This is a genomic window from Lentilactobacillus buchneri, from assembly GCF_018314255.1.
In the GTDB taxonomy this organism is placed as follows: Bacteria; Bacillota; Bacilli; order Lactobacillales; family Lactobacillaceae; genus Lentilactobacillus; species Lentilactobacillus buchneri.
Genome location: NZ_CP073066.1, coordinates 2,209,217 through 2,224,091, shown reverse-complemented (window position 1 = coordinate 2,224,091; position 14,875 = coordinate 2,209,217). Strand labels below are relative to the sequence as shown.

Below are 14,875 nucleotides of genomic sequence, written 5' to 3'. Positions count from 1 at the left end.
AACCTCCAGCTGACTAATAGCCATTGGTGGTACCGGTATTATTATTCGTACCAGTGCTGCCAGTTGTTGCATTCGTGTTGCCGGTTGTGTCAGTACCAGTCGTTGAGGACGTTCCAGTGGTGCCGGTCGTCCCGGTTGTGCTACTGGTAGTTGAGGCACCCGTCGTGGCACTACTTGAACTAGAGCTGGTTGAAGCAGATGAACTTGGCTTGCCAAACTGCAATGTGACAACTCTCACCTGAGTTGAACCGCCATTTAACGGTGCCGCCAACGTCAACTTCTTGCCGCCCACGGTAATCCGGGTCGCTTCAGCGTTGCCAGTATTAATCGTAACGGTATTGGTCGAGCTTGGAAGCGAGATTGTATGTGAATTACCACTGGTTAATGAAGCTTGCCATAAAGAAGTGCCATCTGCAGAAACCGACGTCCAGGCACTCCCGGAACCGGTTACGGAAATCTTCAGTGGCGTTGTACCGGAAGTTCCGGTGAATCGGTAGGTCAGATTGCTGCCAGAAGCAGTAACCTTCTTAAAGGTAATCCCCTTGGCCTTCTTAGTCGTCTTGGCTTTCTTCGAACTGGAAGCCTTGGAACTGGATGATTTGTCGCCGGAAACGGAAACTTTGCTGGTCTCAATTTGCGTTTTGGCAGTGTTTCGGGTACTTCTGGCCGCAGCCACCCAAATGGCAATCAAAATGATTAAAACGACGACGGACACCGAAATAATCGGAATATAGCGCCGCAGTTTATCATTGCGTTCTTCAACCTTTCGTTGAGCAGATCTCGTCTCAGGGTTGTCATCATTGACCCGATCCACATATTCCGGGTCTTCGGTATCGGGCAATTTAGTATCAAACTGGCTTAGCAGCTCACTTCCGTCCAGACCAACCGAATCGGCATACTGCTTAACAAATGCTCGAACATAAAAATCACCCGGCAAGGCGTCAAAATCATTATCTTCGATCGCAATTAGATAGCGTTTCTGAATCTTAGTGTTCTTTTGTAAATCATCCAGCGTGTAACCTTTGGCCACTCGTGCGTCATGTAGTTTTTTCCCAATTGTTAAATTATCTTTTTCGTCGCTCATACTCATTCTCCATTGAATTTTTTGTATTCTCCACTAAGTATATCATAAGGAAAGCCTTGATTATTTTAAGTAATTCATAAACTATAATTTATCAACTATCCCTTTGGCTGGTCGGAATTTTGAATCATCACTTCTTGAACTGTTGCTTGGTCCAAAAAACTGTGGGCCGCCTCAAAAACATCCCCCAAGGTTAATGATTTGAGAATCTCAACCTCATCATATATTGTAACAGGTTCACCGATAAATCCATCAAACTGGCCACTGATTGCTTCTTCAGAATCCATCATTTCAATGTAGTTGCCAAATAACTCGTTTTTTTGCAACTGAAATTCGGCTTGGAGGTGACCAATCTTGGTTGGAATATCTGCAATGATTTGTTTGAGCCGGTTAATGAGTTCCAATGGCTTATCAGTATCGCCGTTAATCACGGCAAAATGAAAGCCGCGTTCATTTTCAAATTCCCATGAAAACGTGTCATCAATGATTTCATCATGATACAGTTTATCATATTCCACGGAGTTTTCACTCAAAAACAGATCAAACATCACAGAGATGGCGATTTCGTACTTTAGTCCATCCCGGCCTGTTGGTACTTGGTCGCTTCCCCGTAGCCCCAGCGTTATTTTAGGCCTGGAAACATCCATTTTCGTGTGGAGAACGGTTTCTTTGGATGCCTCGGGGAGCGTCAGTCGGCGTTGCAGGTTAATGGGTGCCGGTGTCGATTTTCGCCGTTGATTATCCTCAATCCAGTTCATAACTTCGCTGGGATCGAGTTTGCCGGTGATAAACAGACTCATATTTTCCGGCCGGTAAAAGGTTCGATAAGCCAACTCAACATCTTCCAGGGTAATCTTATCAACCGTCTGAATGTCGCCGGCAATATCGTTTGCCAACACCGAGTTTGGATACAAACTGGCAATCGTTTTAAAGTACGCCTGATTGTCCGGATCATTTTGATACATATTGATTTCTTGATCAATAATTCCCTTTTCCCGTTGGACTTTAGCTTGGGTAAAATATGGAATCTGGACAAAATCCAACAAAATATCCAAATTTTCTTTCACGGATTCGGCAGTTGAGAAGAGGTAATTCGTCTTGGTAAAACTTGTGAAGGCATTCGAACGCGCTCCGGTTTTATTGAACAGCTCAAAAACGTCGTAATCCTTTTTATCGAACATCTTATGCTCCAAAAAATGGGCAATTCCTGCAGGTTGAACGACTTTTTCGCCATTCAGCATGAACTGACTGTCAACGGAGCCATAATTCACCCCCAAAACGGCGGTCGTCTTATTAAACCCTGCTTTGGGTTGGAGATAAACGGTCAATCCATTTGAGAGGGTCTGAACAAATAGTTTTTCATTGTAGTTTGGATAGTCAATCAATTCCATTATGCATCCCCCCTGCTGTTCAACTGATAAATGGCTCGTAAAGTCAACCGTTTGGCAACTTGGGCAATCTGCGAACGCGTCACAGAAGCGACCTGTTGCTCCCATTTGGTATCACTCAAACTAAAGCCCATCATCTGCTGGAGATACTGCTTCTCGATCAATGATCCGAGGTGATCGGCTTCTGAACGATGTTGGTTAATCAATGCCTGCTTGACACCGTCGAGCAATTCATCGGAATACTTCCCGTCGCTGGTCTGCTGCAATTGATCGGCGACCATCTGAATAACGCGATCTTCATCTTTAAAATCAATCCCCGCCTGAACGGTTACCATTCCGACTAATGAATTATAGCCACTATGAATGTCGTAGGCCAAACTGTTCTTTTCACGAACGTTTGTAAATAGCAACGATCTGCTTGACCCACCAAATAACTGATTAAAAATGATGGAAGCAAAGTAATCATCGTCCCCAAAATAGATTGGTAGTTCGTAAGCCATGCTGAGAACTGACTGAGAACCGGCAATCACTTTGGTTCCTTGTTGGACCTGCAATATTGGTGCCGGCACAACTCTTAATTGATAGTCTTCCGGCATTCGATCAGTAAATGAGGCAAATTCTTTAAATCCCGTTACAAGTTGGTCGTCAATTAAATCGCCACCAGCCAAGATGGTAATCTTCGCTGAGTTAAGGACCCATCGATAAAATGTGTACAGCTCTTGAGCAGAAATTTGGCTCATTTCTTGATGACTGCCCATCAGGAAGTGACCATGGTCAGGATCATTTGGGTAATACAAACGTTGAAGCTCCAAGGTTGAGAAGAACTCCTTGTTATCTTGGATCGAATCCAGATAATGAACCATATTCCCTTGATGAATTTGAAAATATGCTTGGTTGAACTGATCGCCTTCAATAAATGGATCCTCAATCATTTCCTTTAGAAATGCCAATATTTCACTAGTTAGCTCACTTTTTGGCGGTAGGTACTTGTCATTGGGAAACGTAATCGACACCTGCAGGGTATGCTGATTGCCATACCTTAAGACAGTCACACCAAAACTGGCCCCGTACATTTTTGACAGTTGGCGGGAAACCAACAACTCACTGTTGTATTGGGCAGAGCAATTTTCCAGCAGTTCAGCCAACAGTGCCAATTTGGCGTAGTTTTGATGTTGGGCCGGAAAGGTGAAATTCATCACCAATTTATTATTTTTGAATTTTGTGGTGGGGATTGTCGTCAAGCTAATCCCTTTTGCAATCTCGTATTTCACTGAGTTTCCTCCTCAATTAGTCACAAATTTTATCATAAAATAAAATCATTAAAATCTCAATATAATCTGCCAATAATAAGGAAAAATAGAGAATTGATCGGCAAAGGATTCGAATACAAAAATGGTCTGTTGACAAATCGTGTTTGCCACAGACTATTGATGATCAAAATTATTTAGCATTCTTAATGAGCGGACTGTCACGATCAGTTCCAAACCACTTCATGTTGATTTTGTGAAGCTCGCCATTTTTGGCTAATCGATTGAGACCTTGATCAATTTTCCGCTTCAAGACCGTATCACCTTTTCGCATGCCGACACCATATTCTTCTTTAGGAAATTCACTGGGAATCGATTTAAAACTGGATTGATTTGGTTGATGTTCCAAATAATAACCGGCATAAATGCTGTCAATCAGCAATCCCTGAATTCGGTTGGCATTCAAATCGATGAACGCGTCTGTAAAAGTGTCGTATAAGATTGGCTCGTGGCCCTTGATCTTATCTTTCAGCAATTTAGGTTGGTTATCAATATCCATGGCCCCTGCCGACCCACTCTGGACGCCGGCGACTTTTCCCTTCATATCTGCGAAACTGTTGATATGTTGATTCTTTTTGGAAACCAATACTTGATCATTAATTAGATAGGGTTCACTGAAAGTAATCTTCTTTGCTCGCTGGGGATTAATAGAGAACCCATTCCAGATAAGATCAATCGTGCCGTTTCGAAGCTCGGTGACGTTCATCGACCAATCAATTGGCTGAAAGTCCACTTTGATGCCGTACTGTTTAAACACGGCACGGGCCAGATCGACATCATAGCCGACAATCTTGCCGCTCTTGGTCTGAAAGCCCATTGGGACAAAACTGTCATCCAGACCAACCACGATTCTTTTTTGCTTGGAAACCGTCGACCACGTATCCGGATTTTCCTGTGAGCCTTGGCGACTGACATAGCGTACCCCGCAACCGGATAACCCAACGGTCACGAGTAGGAGACTGGTAATGAGTAATAATCGTTTCAAAGATTTTAACATTTTACCCCTCCTACTGAATTTGTTTGACCTGCTGAATTTCATCCGCAACGTTTTTAGCAAAATCCATATCATGAGTGACGACGATCTGGGTCATTTCCTGCTTCTTAAGATCCAAGATGATTTGGGCAACTTCATCTCGTAAAGCGGGATCAAGGGCCGACGTTGGCTCATCATAGCAAAGGATCTTCGGTCGCATTGCCAGTGCCCGAACGATTGCGACCCGTTGCTTTTGGCCGCCGGAAAGCTGATAAGGATATAAATTTTCTTTGCCTTCCAAGCCCAAGCGACTCAATAATTCCCGCGCATATTTTTTGACGTCAGCCATCGGTTCTTTTTTGACCATCGTTGGTGCCAAAGTAATGTTTCCCAGGACCGTTAAGTTTGGGAATAACTGATAATCTTGGAAAACTACCCCGATGATTGTGTCTTTTTGAGTCGTATTGGTTGGATCAAACTGAGTGCCATTCCAGTAAAATTCTCCGGTATTCACCGACTCCAAACCGGTAATACAACGTAACAGAGTCGTTTTGCCGGCACCGGAAGGGCCAACAATTGCCATAATTTCATTATCTTTAACGGTCATCGACAAGTCATCAATAATGGTTCGGCTGCCAAATCGTTTGGTTAAATTCTTAATCTCTAACATCGTAATCCCCTCCTAATGCCAAACATTTTCACGTTTCTCGATTAACTTCAACACAATCGTACATACAGCGGTTAATGCCAGATAGATAATCCCGACCAATATCAGCGGCAACAGTGTGACATCCCTGGCCGTTGCGACGTTACCGGCTCGCAGTAAGTCGCCCAACCCGATAACGTAGACCAATGAGGAATCCTTGACCAGGTTAATCACTTCATTACCAATTGATGGCAGAACAATTTTGAAAACCTGGGGAATCACGATCTTTCGAATCGTTTGGCCATAACTCAATCGCAGCACCTTGGCACTTTCAAATTGGCCCTTGGGAACTGATTGGAAACCGCCTCGAAAGATTTCACCGAAATATGCGGTGTAATTCAAGATGAAAGCAAACATGGCAGCATCGTAACGTTGGAACACAATGTGAACAATCGGTAATCCATAAAACACAAAAATTAATTGCAATAGCAGTGGTGTGCCCCGCATAATCCAAACGTAAAAGTTAAGCAGCCAGGTCAGCGGTTTAAATTTTTGGATGAGTCCTAATCCGACTAATGCCCCTAATGGAATTGAACAAATCAATGTCCAGAAGAAAATTGATAAAGTCATTTTGGTTCCAGATAATAAGGCCGGTAAAATTTCTTGTATATATTGAATCATTTGACATCCCTCCATAAAAAAATCCCCTTGAGTACACATTGACTCAAGAGGACGATGGTTTTCGCGGTTCCACCTCAATTCGCAACAGATTCACACCTGCTGCCTCGTGAAGTTTAGTCTTGTTTTAAAATAAAAAATCCTCTTAAGCCATGATGACTTAAGAGGACGATTATTCGCGGTTCCACCTCTGATTCACCTCTCACTCACATGAAAGGCCTCAATGGGTTTAATATGCAACATACTAAACTTCAGCAATAACGTGCTTACCGCTTTTTCCTACTCAGCTTCAGAAAAATGACTCCCAGATGTGACGATTAACGCTCAAATGCTTAACTCCCACCTTGATAAGCTCTCTGTGATTTGACTCATTAATCGGTTCTGATCAACGTCTTTAAAAATCTTTAATTAAGTTAGATTTATAATAATATTAATTCTGCTTCCCGTCAAGGACTTTTATCCTTTACGGAACCAATGACTGACTTTTTGCCAGAATGAAGGCTGCTGTTCATCTTTGATTTCCATCAATGGCACAGATTCACCGACTAGTCGTCGGGCAATGTCTCGATATCCCTGACCAGCAGGGTTTTCCGCTTGAAGAACAACGGGTTCGCCGTTATTGGAAGTGGTGATAACTGCATCATCATCAAAGACAATCCCCAATAGTTCAACCCCTAAATGATGGGTAATTTCATCAACATCCATCACCGAACCGTCTTTCATCATATGTTGACGAATTCGGTTAATAATCAGATGCGGCTGTTCTTGAAGCGGATGCTGCTCCAAGAGACCAACCACCCGGTCAGCATCTCGGACCGCAGAAATCTCAGGAGTCGTCACAATAATGGCACTATCGGCACCAGCAATTGCGTTCATGAAGCCCTGCTCAATTCCGGCAGGACAATCAATTAGGATGAAATCAAAGTCAGGCTTCAATTCATCAACAATTTCGCGAACCTGGTCTTCATTTAGGGCCGTCTTGTCAGTATTTTGAGCTGCCGGCAATAGGTAAAGCAAGTCATCAAACCGCTTGTCTTTGACCAGTGCTTGACTGAGCTTGGCTCGTCCAGCTGCGACATCGACAATATCGTACATAATCCGGTTGTCGAGTCCCAAAACAACATCCAAGTTACGCAATCCAATATCAAGATCCAAAAGAACCACTTTTTTACCGAGCATGGCCAGTGCAGTCCCAATATTAGCAGAAGAAGTGGTCTTACCGACTCCTCCTTTACCTGATGTTATAACGTAAGCCTTACCCATTGATGACTCCTCCTATCTGATTGTAAAACTTGGGATTAATCTGCTTAAGATTCTCAACTTTACCATAATCCAGTACATGCAGATCGTTCACATAAATCACTGTGCCGCTGTTCATTTCACGTTTCATGTCAGCAACTATTTCGAACTGTTCGCCGATCCGGACTTGTTGTGCGTTATGTACATCCCCAATAATCATCTTGTCCTCAAGATCCGGTGCGCCGGCTTGAATAATTCCCTGGACGTTGCCCAGAACAAAAATGTTACCGCCGACAAACAGTTTGCCGCCCTCATGAACCGTGCCGAGAAATAAGACGTCGCCTTGGATGTGAACTTCCTGCCCGTTTCTAATCACCCGATCAACAATGTGGACGCTGGACTGTTCCAAAATCCGATTGGATTCCTCTTTAGTGATCACATCTGACGTAATCTTATGCACTGAAAACGTCGAATAATCCGAAAAGATTTTCTCAAGCTCAGAACGGTCAGCAGCTGGCCATAACCGCATTCCGGTATAAATATCAAAAGCAATGGTTTGCGGATTAGTTGATGCCGTCTGGGTTTTCAAATTATCCAGAAGTTTTCGAAGTGAGGAAAAAATATCCTTTAGATTGGCATTCTCATCCAGAATGATTTCATAACCATCCTTGGTGCCCTTTAATACAGCTGCATCTTGCATTGTCTACTCCCCTTCTTATTGCCTATGAGTCCTATAGAGTGCCTCAACCGGAAAGTAAACAATTGTCAATAACACCAGATTGAGAGCCAGTGTAGGTGCCAATGTGTTAACTAAGAACTGAGCAACGGATGAGTCCGTCTCCCCAATAAAGACATTGGCCATGTATCCTAGGCTAACTAAAACTGTGATTCCTAAAAAATACACCAAAAAGCCACTCATGAAATTTGGTGGCAAAATTTGGTAAACCAATTGGCATAAATAAACGACTAATGGAAAAATAAACACGTATACCCCAAGCAATCCAGTGTAGTACATATCAAAAATAAAGCCAATCACAGCGGACCAGGTGTATAGATGTAATTTTTTGCCATTACCAAAGAAGGCTGCCAAAATCAACCAGAGGACGGTTAAATACGGCACCATCGTGTTGGGATATTTAAACAAAATACCGGACATTGTCTGGCTGATGGAACCATCAAGAAAGAACGCAATGAATTGACCAATTACAAAGTAAACTGCAATGGGAACTTTTCGTTTCACTTAATTGTCCCTCCCATCAATCTCTGATTGCAACTGAAACAACTTCAATGTCGTTTAAGTTGGCAGCCGGTTTAATATAAACTTTTTTGGCAAGGCCATAATCGTCTTGGGTCACTTTTGAAACAGTACCTACGTAAATCCCCTTGGGAATGACGCCCCCAAGCCCACTGGTTGTCACCCGATTGCCAACTGATAATTTGGCGTTCGAAGTAATATTCCCCATGATAATCCGGTTGGCAGCCGAATCATACGAGGTGATAATACCATTAACAACTTTGGAATTATCGCCAAGCACTTGGATGGCAAACCGGTTGGAGTTTTCGGCGGTGTTGGAAATTAAAACCACCTTGCTGTTGGTTTTGTTGACTTCAGCAACTGTCCCGATCAGTCCAGGACCGGCGATCACGGGCATATCCTTCTTAATTCCAGAAGCTTGACCCTTATTAATGATCACCTGACTTGCCCATGATGATGGTGTTCGGGTAATGACAGCTGCGTTAATTTTTTCATATCCGGTCAAAGTGCTGCCGACGTTTAATTGACGTTTCAATTGTTTATTTTCTCGCGACAAAACCTGATCCTTGACCTGTGTTTGGGTCAATTGATCAACTTTTGACTTGAGACGTTGGTTTTCCTGATAAGTGTTCAAAAGATTCTTAGTTGAAACAAATCCGTGATGAATACCGTTCATTGGGGCGGCAACAATCCGATCAGCAAAACCAACAATATCATTTCCAAATTGTTGTACCAACGGCGGTGTGCTCCGCTTGTCCCGAATGGCAACCGACAACGACATTAAACCAAAACTGACGATCAAACAGATTACGACAATCACAAGCTTTCGACTGGAGAAAAATTTTTGCATAATTGCCTCCATTCGTTATTCAATAATGAATCGATATAAACGATTAATTATTGTTTTTTCTTCATTACATTAATGCTCTTTAATGATTCTCCAGTACCGATGGCAACACAATCAAGTGGATCAGATGCAATGGAAACCGGAACCTGAGTGGCTTCCGCAATCACATCAGTAATATTTCTGAGTAATGCGCCGCCGCCTGTCAGAACAATTCCATGATCAATAACATCGGCTGCAATTTCAGGCGATGTTTCTTCAAGGGTTTCCTTAATCGTGGCAATAATGGCCAACACTGATTCGTTAATTGCTTTGTTGACGTCCGTTCCACTAATTTCAACTGTGGTTGGCAAACCGGTTACCAGATCACGGCCACGAACCGGAACGGCTTTGATTTCTTTAGCTTCCTTGGCAGAAGCGGAACCAATATCAATTTTAAGCTGTTCGGAAGTCCGTTCACCAATTAACAAATTGTACTTTTGACGAACATATTGAGCAATCGCTTCGTTAAGCTTGTCGCCGGCCATTCGAACTGAGCGGCTTGAAACAATGCCGCCTAAAGAAATGGTTGCAACGTCAGTCGTTCCACCACCAATATCAACAACCATGCTACCGGTTGGATCCATGACTGGAAGTCCAGCACCGATTGCCGCAGCGAATGGTTCTTCAATGACATAGGCATCTCTGGCACCGGCTACCCGGGTGGCATCAATGACAGCCCGTTTTTCCACGGCAGTAATGCCAGTTGGCACACAAACCATGACGTATGGCTTACCTGATGAGTGTCCCAAGGCTTTTTGAATGAAGTATTTCATCATGGCAACAGTGGTATCGTAATCCGCAATGACACCGTCTTTCATTGGTCGAACAGCTTGGATACTTGCTGGTGTGCGCCCAATCATTGCTCGCGCTTCTGCACCAACGGCGATTACCTCGCCTGTTTTAGTGCTCTTGGCAACCACTGAAGGTTCGCGAAGGACAATTCCTTTGCCCTCGACGTAAACGATCGTATTAGCGGTTCCAAGATCAATTCCTATGTTTTTTTCCCCAAATCCAAACACGTTATCCATCCCTTCGTTGTCTATCAACTAAATTTAGTTCGATTTTTATAGATTTATTTATTATTGTTTAACGAAACAAGTATATCATAACGCGTCCAAAAATAAATAAAATCAAGTGAAACGACGCCCGATTTAATAGATTATTTGAAATTGTGATCGGGATTCAACAAGAACTTTCGAGCATCGGAAATAAAATATAACGATCCGGTAATTAAGAGCATATCATCCGGCGTCAGTTTCCGTCTCAATTCCCTGATTGCGTCTTGCCAATCATCAATAGCGGAAACATTTTCCGGTTGGGTTTTCAGTTGACTTTCCAATTTTTCTGGATTAGCTGCGAGCCGTTTTCCTGGTCCGGCGAACCGGGTCAAGATGATCGATGCATTTTGAACGGTGGCCATCTTGTCCACCATTTTATCAGCCTGCTTGTCTGCCAGAATGCCCATCAAAATATAAATATGGCCCTGGGGAAAATCGTTCTGCAAGGTATCGACAATCAGGTTAACTGCCGAGATATTATGCGCACCATCCAAAACGATGGTCGGCTTGGTGGAAATTTTTTCAAACCGGCCCGCCCACCGTGTTGCTGCAATTCCCTTTTGAATGTTTCTGACATCCACAGCGCGCTTTGTGAGCTGGTGGTAGTCAATGTATGCCTGGATCGCCAACGCAGCGTTGTGAGTCTGATAATCACCAATTAAGGCTGTTTTTAAATCATGCAATTGAAAGTCAGCGGAACTAAAGTCAAATTCTTGATTCCAATTGTGCTCACCGCGATCATTGACCTTAAAATTCTGTCCCAGAATCTGAATCGGGCTTTGCTTGTGCTCAGCTTGGTTCACGATCACCTTGAGCGGTTCGGGGTCAACTCCGCCGACGACTACGGGAACGCCCGGCTTAATAATCCCTGCTTTTTGGAAAGCAATTTTGGACAAAGTATCCCCTAAAATGTGCATGTGGTCCCAGCCAATCGACGTAATAACCGAGACTTTGGGGATAATGACATTGGTTGAATCATACAGCCCACCAAGACCCACTTCAATCAAAACAATATCAGCGTGTCCTTCAGCAAAGTACTTGAACATCATAGCTGTCACAATTTCAAATTCGGTTGGGCCGCCTTCCGGCAACTCGGCGTCAAGTTTGGCAATCGTCGGATAAATTTCCTGAGTGAGTCTTAGAATTTCATCGTCAGAAATGCCGACGCCGTTAACGCTGATTCGCTCATTAAATTTAATCAAAAACGGTGAGGTAAAGCTGCCGACTGTTTTGCCTTCCGCTTGAAACAAGTTCCGTAAAAATGCCAAGGTCGATCCCTTGCCATTAGTGCCGGCAATGTGGATCGCATTGACATGTTTGTCCGGGGCACCCAATTCGTCTAAGAATCGCCGCATCCGTTTTAAGGTTGGAATTTTCTTGAATTTGGTCCGTCCATGAATGAAAGCCAAGGCTTCATCATATGTGTTAATCATTATTTTCTCCTTAAAAAACGTGGGCAAAAATGCGGCTTATAGCCTGGCATGTGCCAGGAAACAGCATTTAGTCCCACGTTTTTAAAAATTTAAGTCAGTTAAATCACTTTACATCTCGCTGGAAATTTGTTGGAGCCGGTCTTTGGCTGCATCCAATTTTGATTGGTAATCAGCCTGCTTGGCCTTCTCTTCAGCAACCACTGCATCCGGCGCGTTCTCCACAAACCGTTTGTTAGCCAGTTTCTTATCTGAACGGGCCACTTCGGCTTCAAATTTATCCACATCTTTTTGAACCCGAGCCTGCTCATCCTTCAAGTCAACCAATTCGGCCAATGGAACAAAGACAGTCGCATCCGTAATCACCGCAGACATTGACAGCTTAGGCGCTTCAATATCTTTGCCAATTTGCAATTCCTGAGTGTGGCAGAACCGGTCAATGTAGTCGCGGTTGGATTCAAAGATTGATTTGAGGGTCTGATTGTCAGTTTGAATTAACATATCAATTGGTGATGACAGCGGTGCGTTGGCTTCATTTCGAATATTCCGCACTGCCGTAATCAAATCAATCAATGACTGCATTTGATGCTCAGAAGTTGGGTCGTCAAATTCTTTGTGGTCCACTGGGTAGTCGGCGGTTACCAGTGACTTGCCAACGTGTGGCATCATCTGCCAAATATATTCGGTGACGAATGGCATGATCGGCTGCAGTAAGCGAAGGGTTTGATCCAAAACGTAAGCCAAAATGTTTTGGGTGTTCTTCTTCAACTTCTCATCGTCACTGTTGAGAGCTTCCTTACTCATTTCGATGTACCAGTCACAGAAATCATTCCAGATGAAGTCATACAAATAACGGTCGGCTTCACCAAAGTTGTACTTCTCGAATAAGTCTGAAACGTGGTTCACAGTAGCGTTCAGTCGACTTAAAATCCATTTGTCAGATAATTGCCACTCGGACTTGTCGGGTAATTCCGGCTTGTCAATCCCATCAAGGTTCATAATAACGTAACGACTGGCATTCCAAATCTTGTTAATGAAATTCCAAGCAGAGTCCATTTTGTCATAACTGAACTTCAAATCTTGGCCAGGCGTCCCACCGATTGACAGGAACCAGCGAAGGGCATCGGCACCATATTTATCAATGACATCCATCGGATCAATACCGTTTCCAAGGGATTTGGACATCTTGCGTCCCTGAGAATCACGGATTAAACCATGAAGTAATACATCTTTAAAGGGTCGTTCATGAGTGAATTCCAAGCTTTGGAAAATCATTCTGGAAACCCAGAAGAAGATGATATCGTACCCGGTCACCAAGGTGTCGGTTGGGAAATAGCGCTTCATGTCTTCTGTATCATCGGGCCAGCCCATGGTTGAAAATGGCCACAGGGCAGACGAGAACCAGGTATCCAAAACATCTGGATCCTGCTCCCAGTTTTCGGCGTCTTTAGGCGCTTCCATCCCAACGTAGATCTCACCGGTCTGCTTGTTGTACCAAGCAGGAATTTGATGACCCCACCAAAGTTGACGGGAAATAACCCAGTCGTGAACGTTTTCCATCCACTGTTCAAAGGTTCCTTCAAAACGGTCGGGGAAAAAGTTGACCTTGTTATTGGTATCCTGGTTCTTAATGGCCTGTTCAGCCAGCGGTTTCATCTTAACGAACCACTGAGTTGACAAACGGGCTTCAACTTGAACCCCAGTCCGTTCAGAATGGCCAACTGAATGGACAATTGGGTCGATTGAGAGCATCAAGCCTTCATCCTGCAAATCCTTGACCATAGCTTTTCTGGCTTCAAAACGATCCATGCCTTTATACTTACCGGCATTTTCGTTCATTGAAGCATCTTCGTTCATCGTATTAATGCGTTGTAAGTTGTGACGATTACCAACCTTAAAGTCATTTGGATCATGGGCTGGGGTGATCTTTACCATCCCTGTCCCAAAGTCAGGGTCAACGTACTGATCGGCTATAATCGGCACTTCACGATTAATCAATGGAACGCGGACTTTCTTGCCAACGATATCTTTGTAACGTTCATCAGAAGGATTAACGGCAACCGCGGTATCACCCATCATCGTTTCGGGACGGGTGGTCGCAATTTCGATGTAATCTTTGCCGTTGAAAGTCGTCCCGTCGGTAAATGGGTATTTAACATGGTAAAAGGCACCTTTATCGTCCTTATGGATCACTTCAATGTCTGACAAGGCGGTTCTTGCTTGCGGATCCCAGTTGATAATGTATTCACCGCGGTAGATCAGGCCTTTATTGTAAAGCGTAACAAAGACCTTACGAACAGCTTTGGACAATCCTTTATCCAAGGTGAATCGCTCACGACTGTAGTCCAGAGAAAGACCTAATTTGGCCCACTGTTCCTTGATGGTTCGGGCAAAATCATCTTTCCATTCCCAAACCTTTTCAACAAACTTTTCTCGGCCCAAATCATACCGGGAAATACCCTGTTTACGCAGCTTGGCTTCAACTTTAGCTTGGGTAGCGATCCCGGCATGATCCATTCCTGGGAGCCATAAAGTATCGTATCCCTGCATTCGTTTGCGGCGGATAATCATGTCTTGAAGGGTTGTATCCCAGGCATGGCCCAAATGCAGCTTTCCGGTAACATTTGGCGGCGGCAACACAATTGAAAATGGTTTGGCCTTTTTATCCCCACTCGGTGTAAATACCCCTTCATCAAGCCATTCATCATATCTGCCCTTTTCGACGGCAGTTGGATCATACTTCGTTGACATTTCGTGCAATTTGTCTGACATAACGTCACTCCTTCCAAAATTCAAATCGTTTTTATGTAATAAAAAAACACCCCATCCTGTAAATTAGGACGAAGTGTTCGCGGTACCACCTAAATTGGGCTGAAAAGCCCCACTTAATATCATAATAACGGTCTGATAATACCGACTCATCTTCAATTGAAG

The 14,875-nt window shown here is 43.7% G+C and carries 13 protein-coding genes and 1 other annotated feature (1 of these 14 only partly in view); all 13 genes read right to left on the bottom strand.

Going from position 1 to position 14,875, the window contains the following annotated elements; all coding sequences use genetic code 11:
* Positions 1-13 precede the first annotated feature (13 nt).
* The gene (locus KE627_RS10640) at positions 14-1,084 is read right to left on the bottom strand and encodes a helix-turn-helix domain-containing protein (protein ID WP_056938873.1); all 1,071 of its coding nucleotides are present in this window, start codon (positions 1,082-1,084) and stop codon (positions 14-16) included.
* Between the two features lie 95 nt (positions 1,085-1,179).
* Positions 1,180-2,472 carry an EF-P 5-aminopentanol modification-associated protein YfmH gene (yfmH, locus tag KE627_RS10635; RefSeq protein ID WP_056938872.1) on the bottom strand — a complete coding sequence of 431 codons (1,293 nt, stop codon included), beginning with the start codon at positions 2,470-2,472 and terminating at the stop codon, positions 1,180-1,182.
* Entirely contained in the window at positions 2,472-3,740 is a 1,269-nt protein-coding gene (gene yfmF / locus KE627_RS10630; protein ID WP_056938871.1) for an EF-P 5-aminopentanol modification-associated protein YfmF, read from the bottom strand. The genes yfmH and yfmF overlap by 1 nt, the downstream gene beginning before the upstream one ends.
* Positions 3,741-3,909: 169 nt before the next feature.
* A complete protein-coding gene (locus KE627_RS10625; RefSeq protein ID WP_056938870.1) occupies positions 3,910-4,773 on the bottom strand; it encodes an amino acid ABC transporter substrate-binding protein in 864 nt (287 codons plus the stop codon).
* Positions 4,774-4,783: 10 nt separating this feature from the next.
* Entirely contained in the window at positions 4,784-5,419 is a 636-nt protein-coding gene (locus tag KE627_RS10620; RefSeq protein WP_013727721.1) for an amino acid ABC transporter ATP-binding protein, read from the bottom strand.
* A gap of 12 nt (positions 5,420-5,431) precedes the next feature.
* A complete protein-coding gene (locus KE627_RS10615; protein ID WP_056938869.1) occupies positions 5,432-6,076 on the bottom strand; it encodes an amino acid ABC transporter permease in 645 nt (214 codons plus the stop codon).
* Positions 6,077-6,529: 453 nt separating this feature from the next.
* The gene (gene minD / locus KE627_RS10610; RefSeq protein WP_013727719.1) at positions 6,530-7,336 is read right to left on the bottom strand and encodes a septum site-determining protein MinD; all 807 of its coding nucleotides are present in this window, start codon (positions 7,334-7,336) and stop codon (positions 6,530-6,532) included.
* A complete protein-coding gene (locus KE627_RS10605) occupies positions 7,329-8,012 on the bottom strand; it encodes a septum site-determining protein MinC (RefSeq protein ID WP_013727718.1) in 684 nt (227 codons plus the stop codon). Before KE627_RS10605 ends, minD begins: the two co-directional genes overlap by 8 nt.
* Before the next feature lie 15 nt (positions 8,013-8,027).
* Entirely contained in the window at positions 8,028-8,552 is a 525-nt protein-coding gene (gene mreD / locus KE627_RS10600) for a rod shape-determining protein MreD (RefSeq protein WP_014939836.1), read from the bottom strand.
* A gap of 16 nt (positions 8,553-8,568) precedes the next feature.
* On the bottom strand, positions 8,569-9,417 hold the full coding sequence (gene mreC / locus KE627_RS10595; protein ID WP_014939835.1) for a rod shape-determining protein MreC: 849 nt from the start codon (positions 9,415-9,417) through the stop codon (positions 8,569-8,571).
* Between the two features lie 47 nt (positions 9,418-9,464).
* Positions 9,465-10,472 (bottom strand): rod shape-determining protein, encoded by a 1,008-nt coding sequence (locus tag KE627_RS10590; RefSeq protein WP_014939834.1) that lies wholly within the window; start codon positions 10,470-10,472, stop codon positions 9,465-9,467.
* A 140-nt stretch (positions 10,473-10,612) separates the two neighbouring features.
* A complete protein-coding gene (locus tag KE627_RS10585; RefSeq protein ID WP_013727714.1) occupies positions 10,613-11,944 on the bottom strand; it encodes a bifunctional folylpolyglutamate synthase/dihydrofolate synthase in 1,332 nt (443 codons plus the stop codon).
* A 108-nt stretch (positions 11,945-12,052) separates the two neighbouring features.
* Positions 12,053-14,713, bottom strand: coding sequence for a valine--tRNA ligase (locus KE627_RS10580; protein ID WP_013727713.1), 2,661 nt, complete (start codon positions 14,711-14,713; stop codon positions 12,053-12,055).
* A 61-nt stretch (positions 14,714-14,774) separates the two neighbouring features.
* Positions 14,775-14,875: a binding site (T-box leader), on the bottom strand; it runs 108 nt beyond the window's last position.

What these genes read in the sequence shown, in the direction of transcription:
- yfmH (WP_056938872.1), bottom strand. Translation starts at nt 2,472, where the DNA reads ATGGAATTGATTGACTATCCAAACTACAATGAAAAACTATTTGTTCAG.
- KE627_RS10605 (WP_013727718.1), bottom strand. Translation starts at nt 8,012, where the DNA reads ATGCAAGATGCAGCTGTATTAAAGGGCACCAAGGATGGTTATGAAATC.
- KE627_RS10615 (WP_056938869.1), bottom strand. Translation starts at nt 6,076, where the DNA reads ATGATTCAATATATACAAGAAATTTTACCGGCCTTATTATCTGGAACC.
- mreC (WP_014939835.1), bottom strand. Translation starts at nt 9,417, where the DNA reads ATGCAAAAATTTTTCTCCAGTCGAAAGCTTGTGATTGTCGTAATCTGT.
- KE627_RS10580 (WP_013727713.1), bottom strand. Translation starts at nt 14,713, where the DNA reads ATGTCAGACAAATTGCACGAAATGTCAACGAAGTATGATCCAACTGCC.
- KE627_RS10640 (WP_056938873.1), bottom strand. Translation starts at nt 1,084, where the DNA reads ATGAGCGACGAAAAAGATAATTTAACAATTGGGAAAAAACTACATGAC.
- minD (WP_013727719.1), bottom strand. Translation starts at nt 7,336, where the DNA reads ATGGGTAAGGCTTACGTTATAACATCAGGTAAAGGAGGAGTCGGTAAG.
- KE627_RS10585 (WP_013727714.1), bottom strand. Translation starts at nt 11,944, where the DNA reads ATGATTAACACATATGATGAAGCCTTGGCTTTCATTCATGGACGGACC.
- KE627_RS10625 (WP_056938870.1), bottom strand. Translation starts at nt 4,773, where the DNA reads ATGTTAAAATCTTTGAAACGATTATTACTCATTACCAGTCTCCTACTC.
- KE627_RS10620 (WP_013727721.1), bottom strand. Translation starts at nt 5,419, where the DNA reads ATGTTAGAGATTAAGAATTTAACCAAACGATTTGGCAGCCGAACCATT.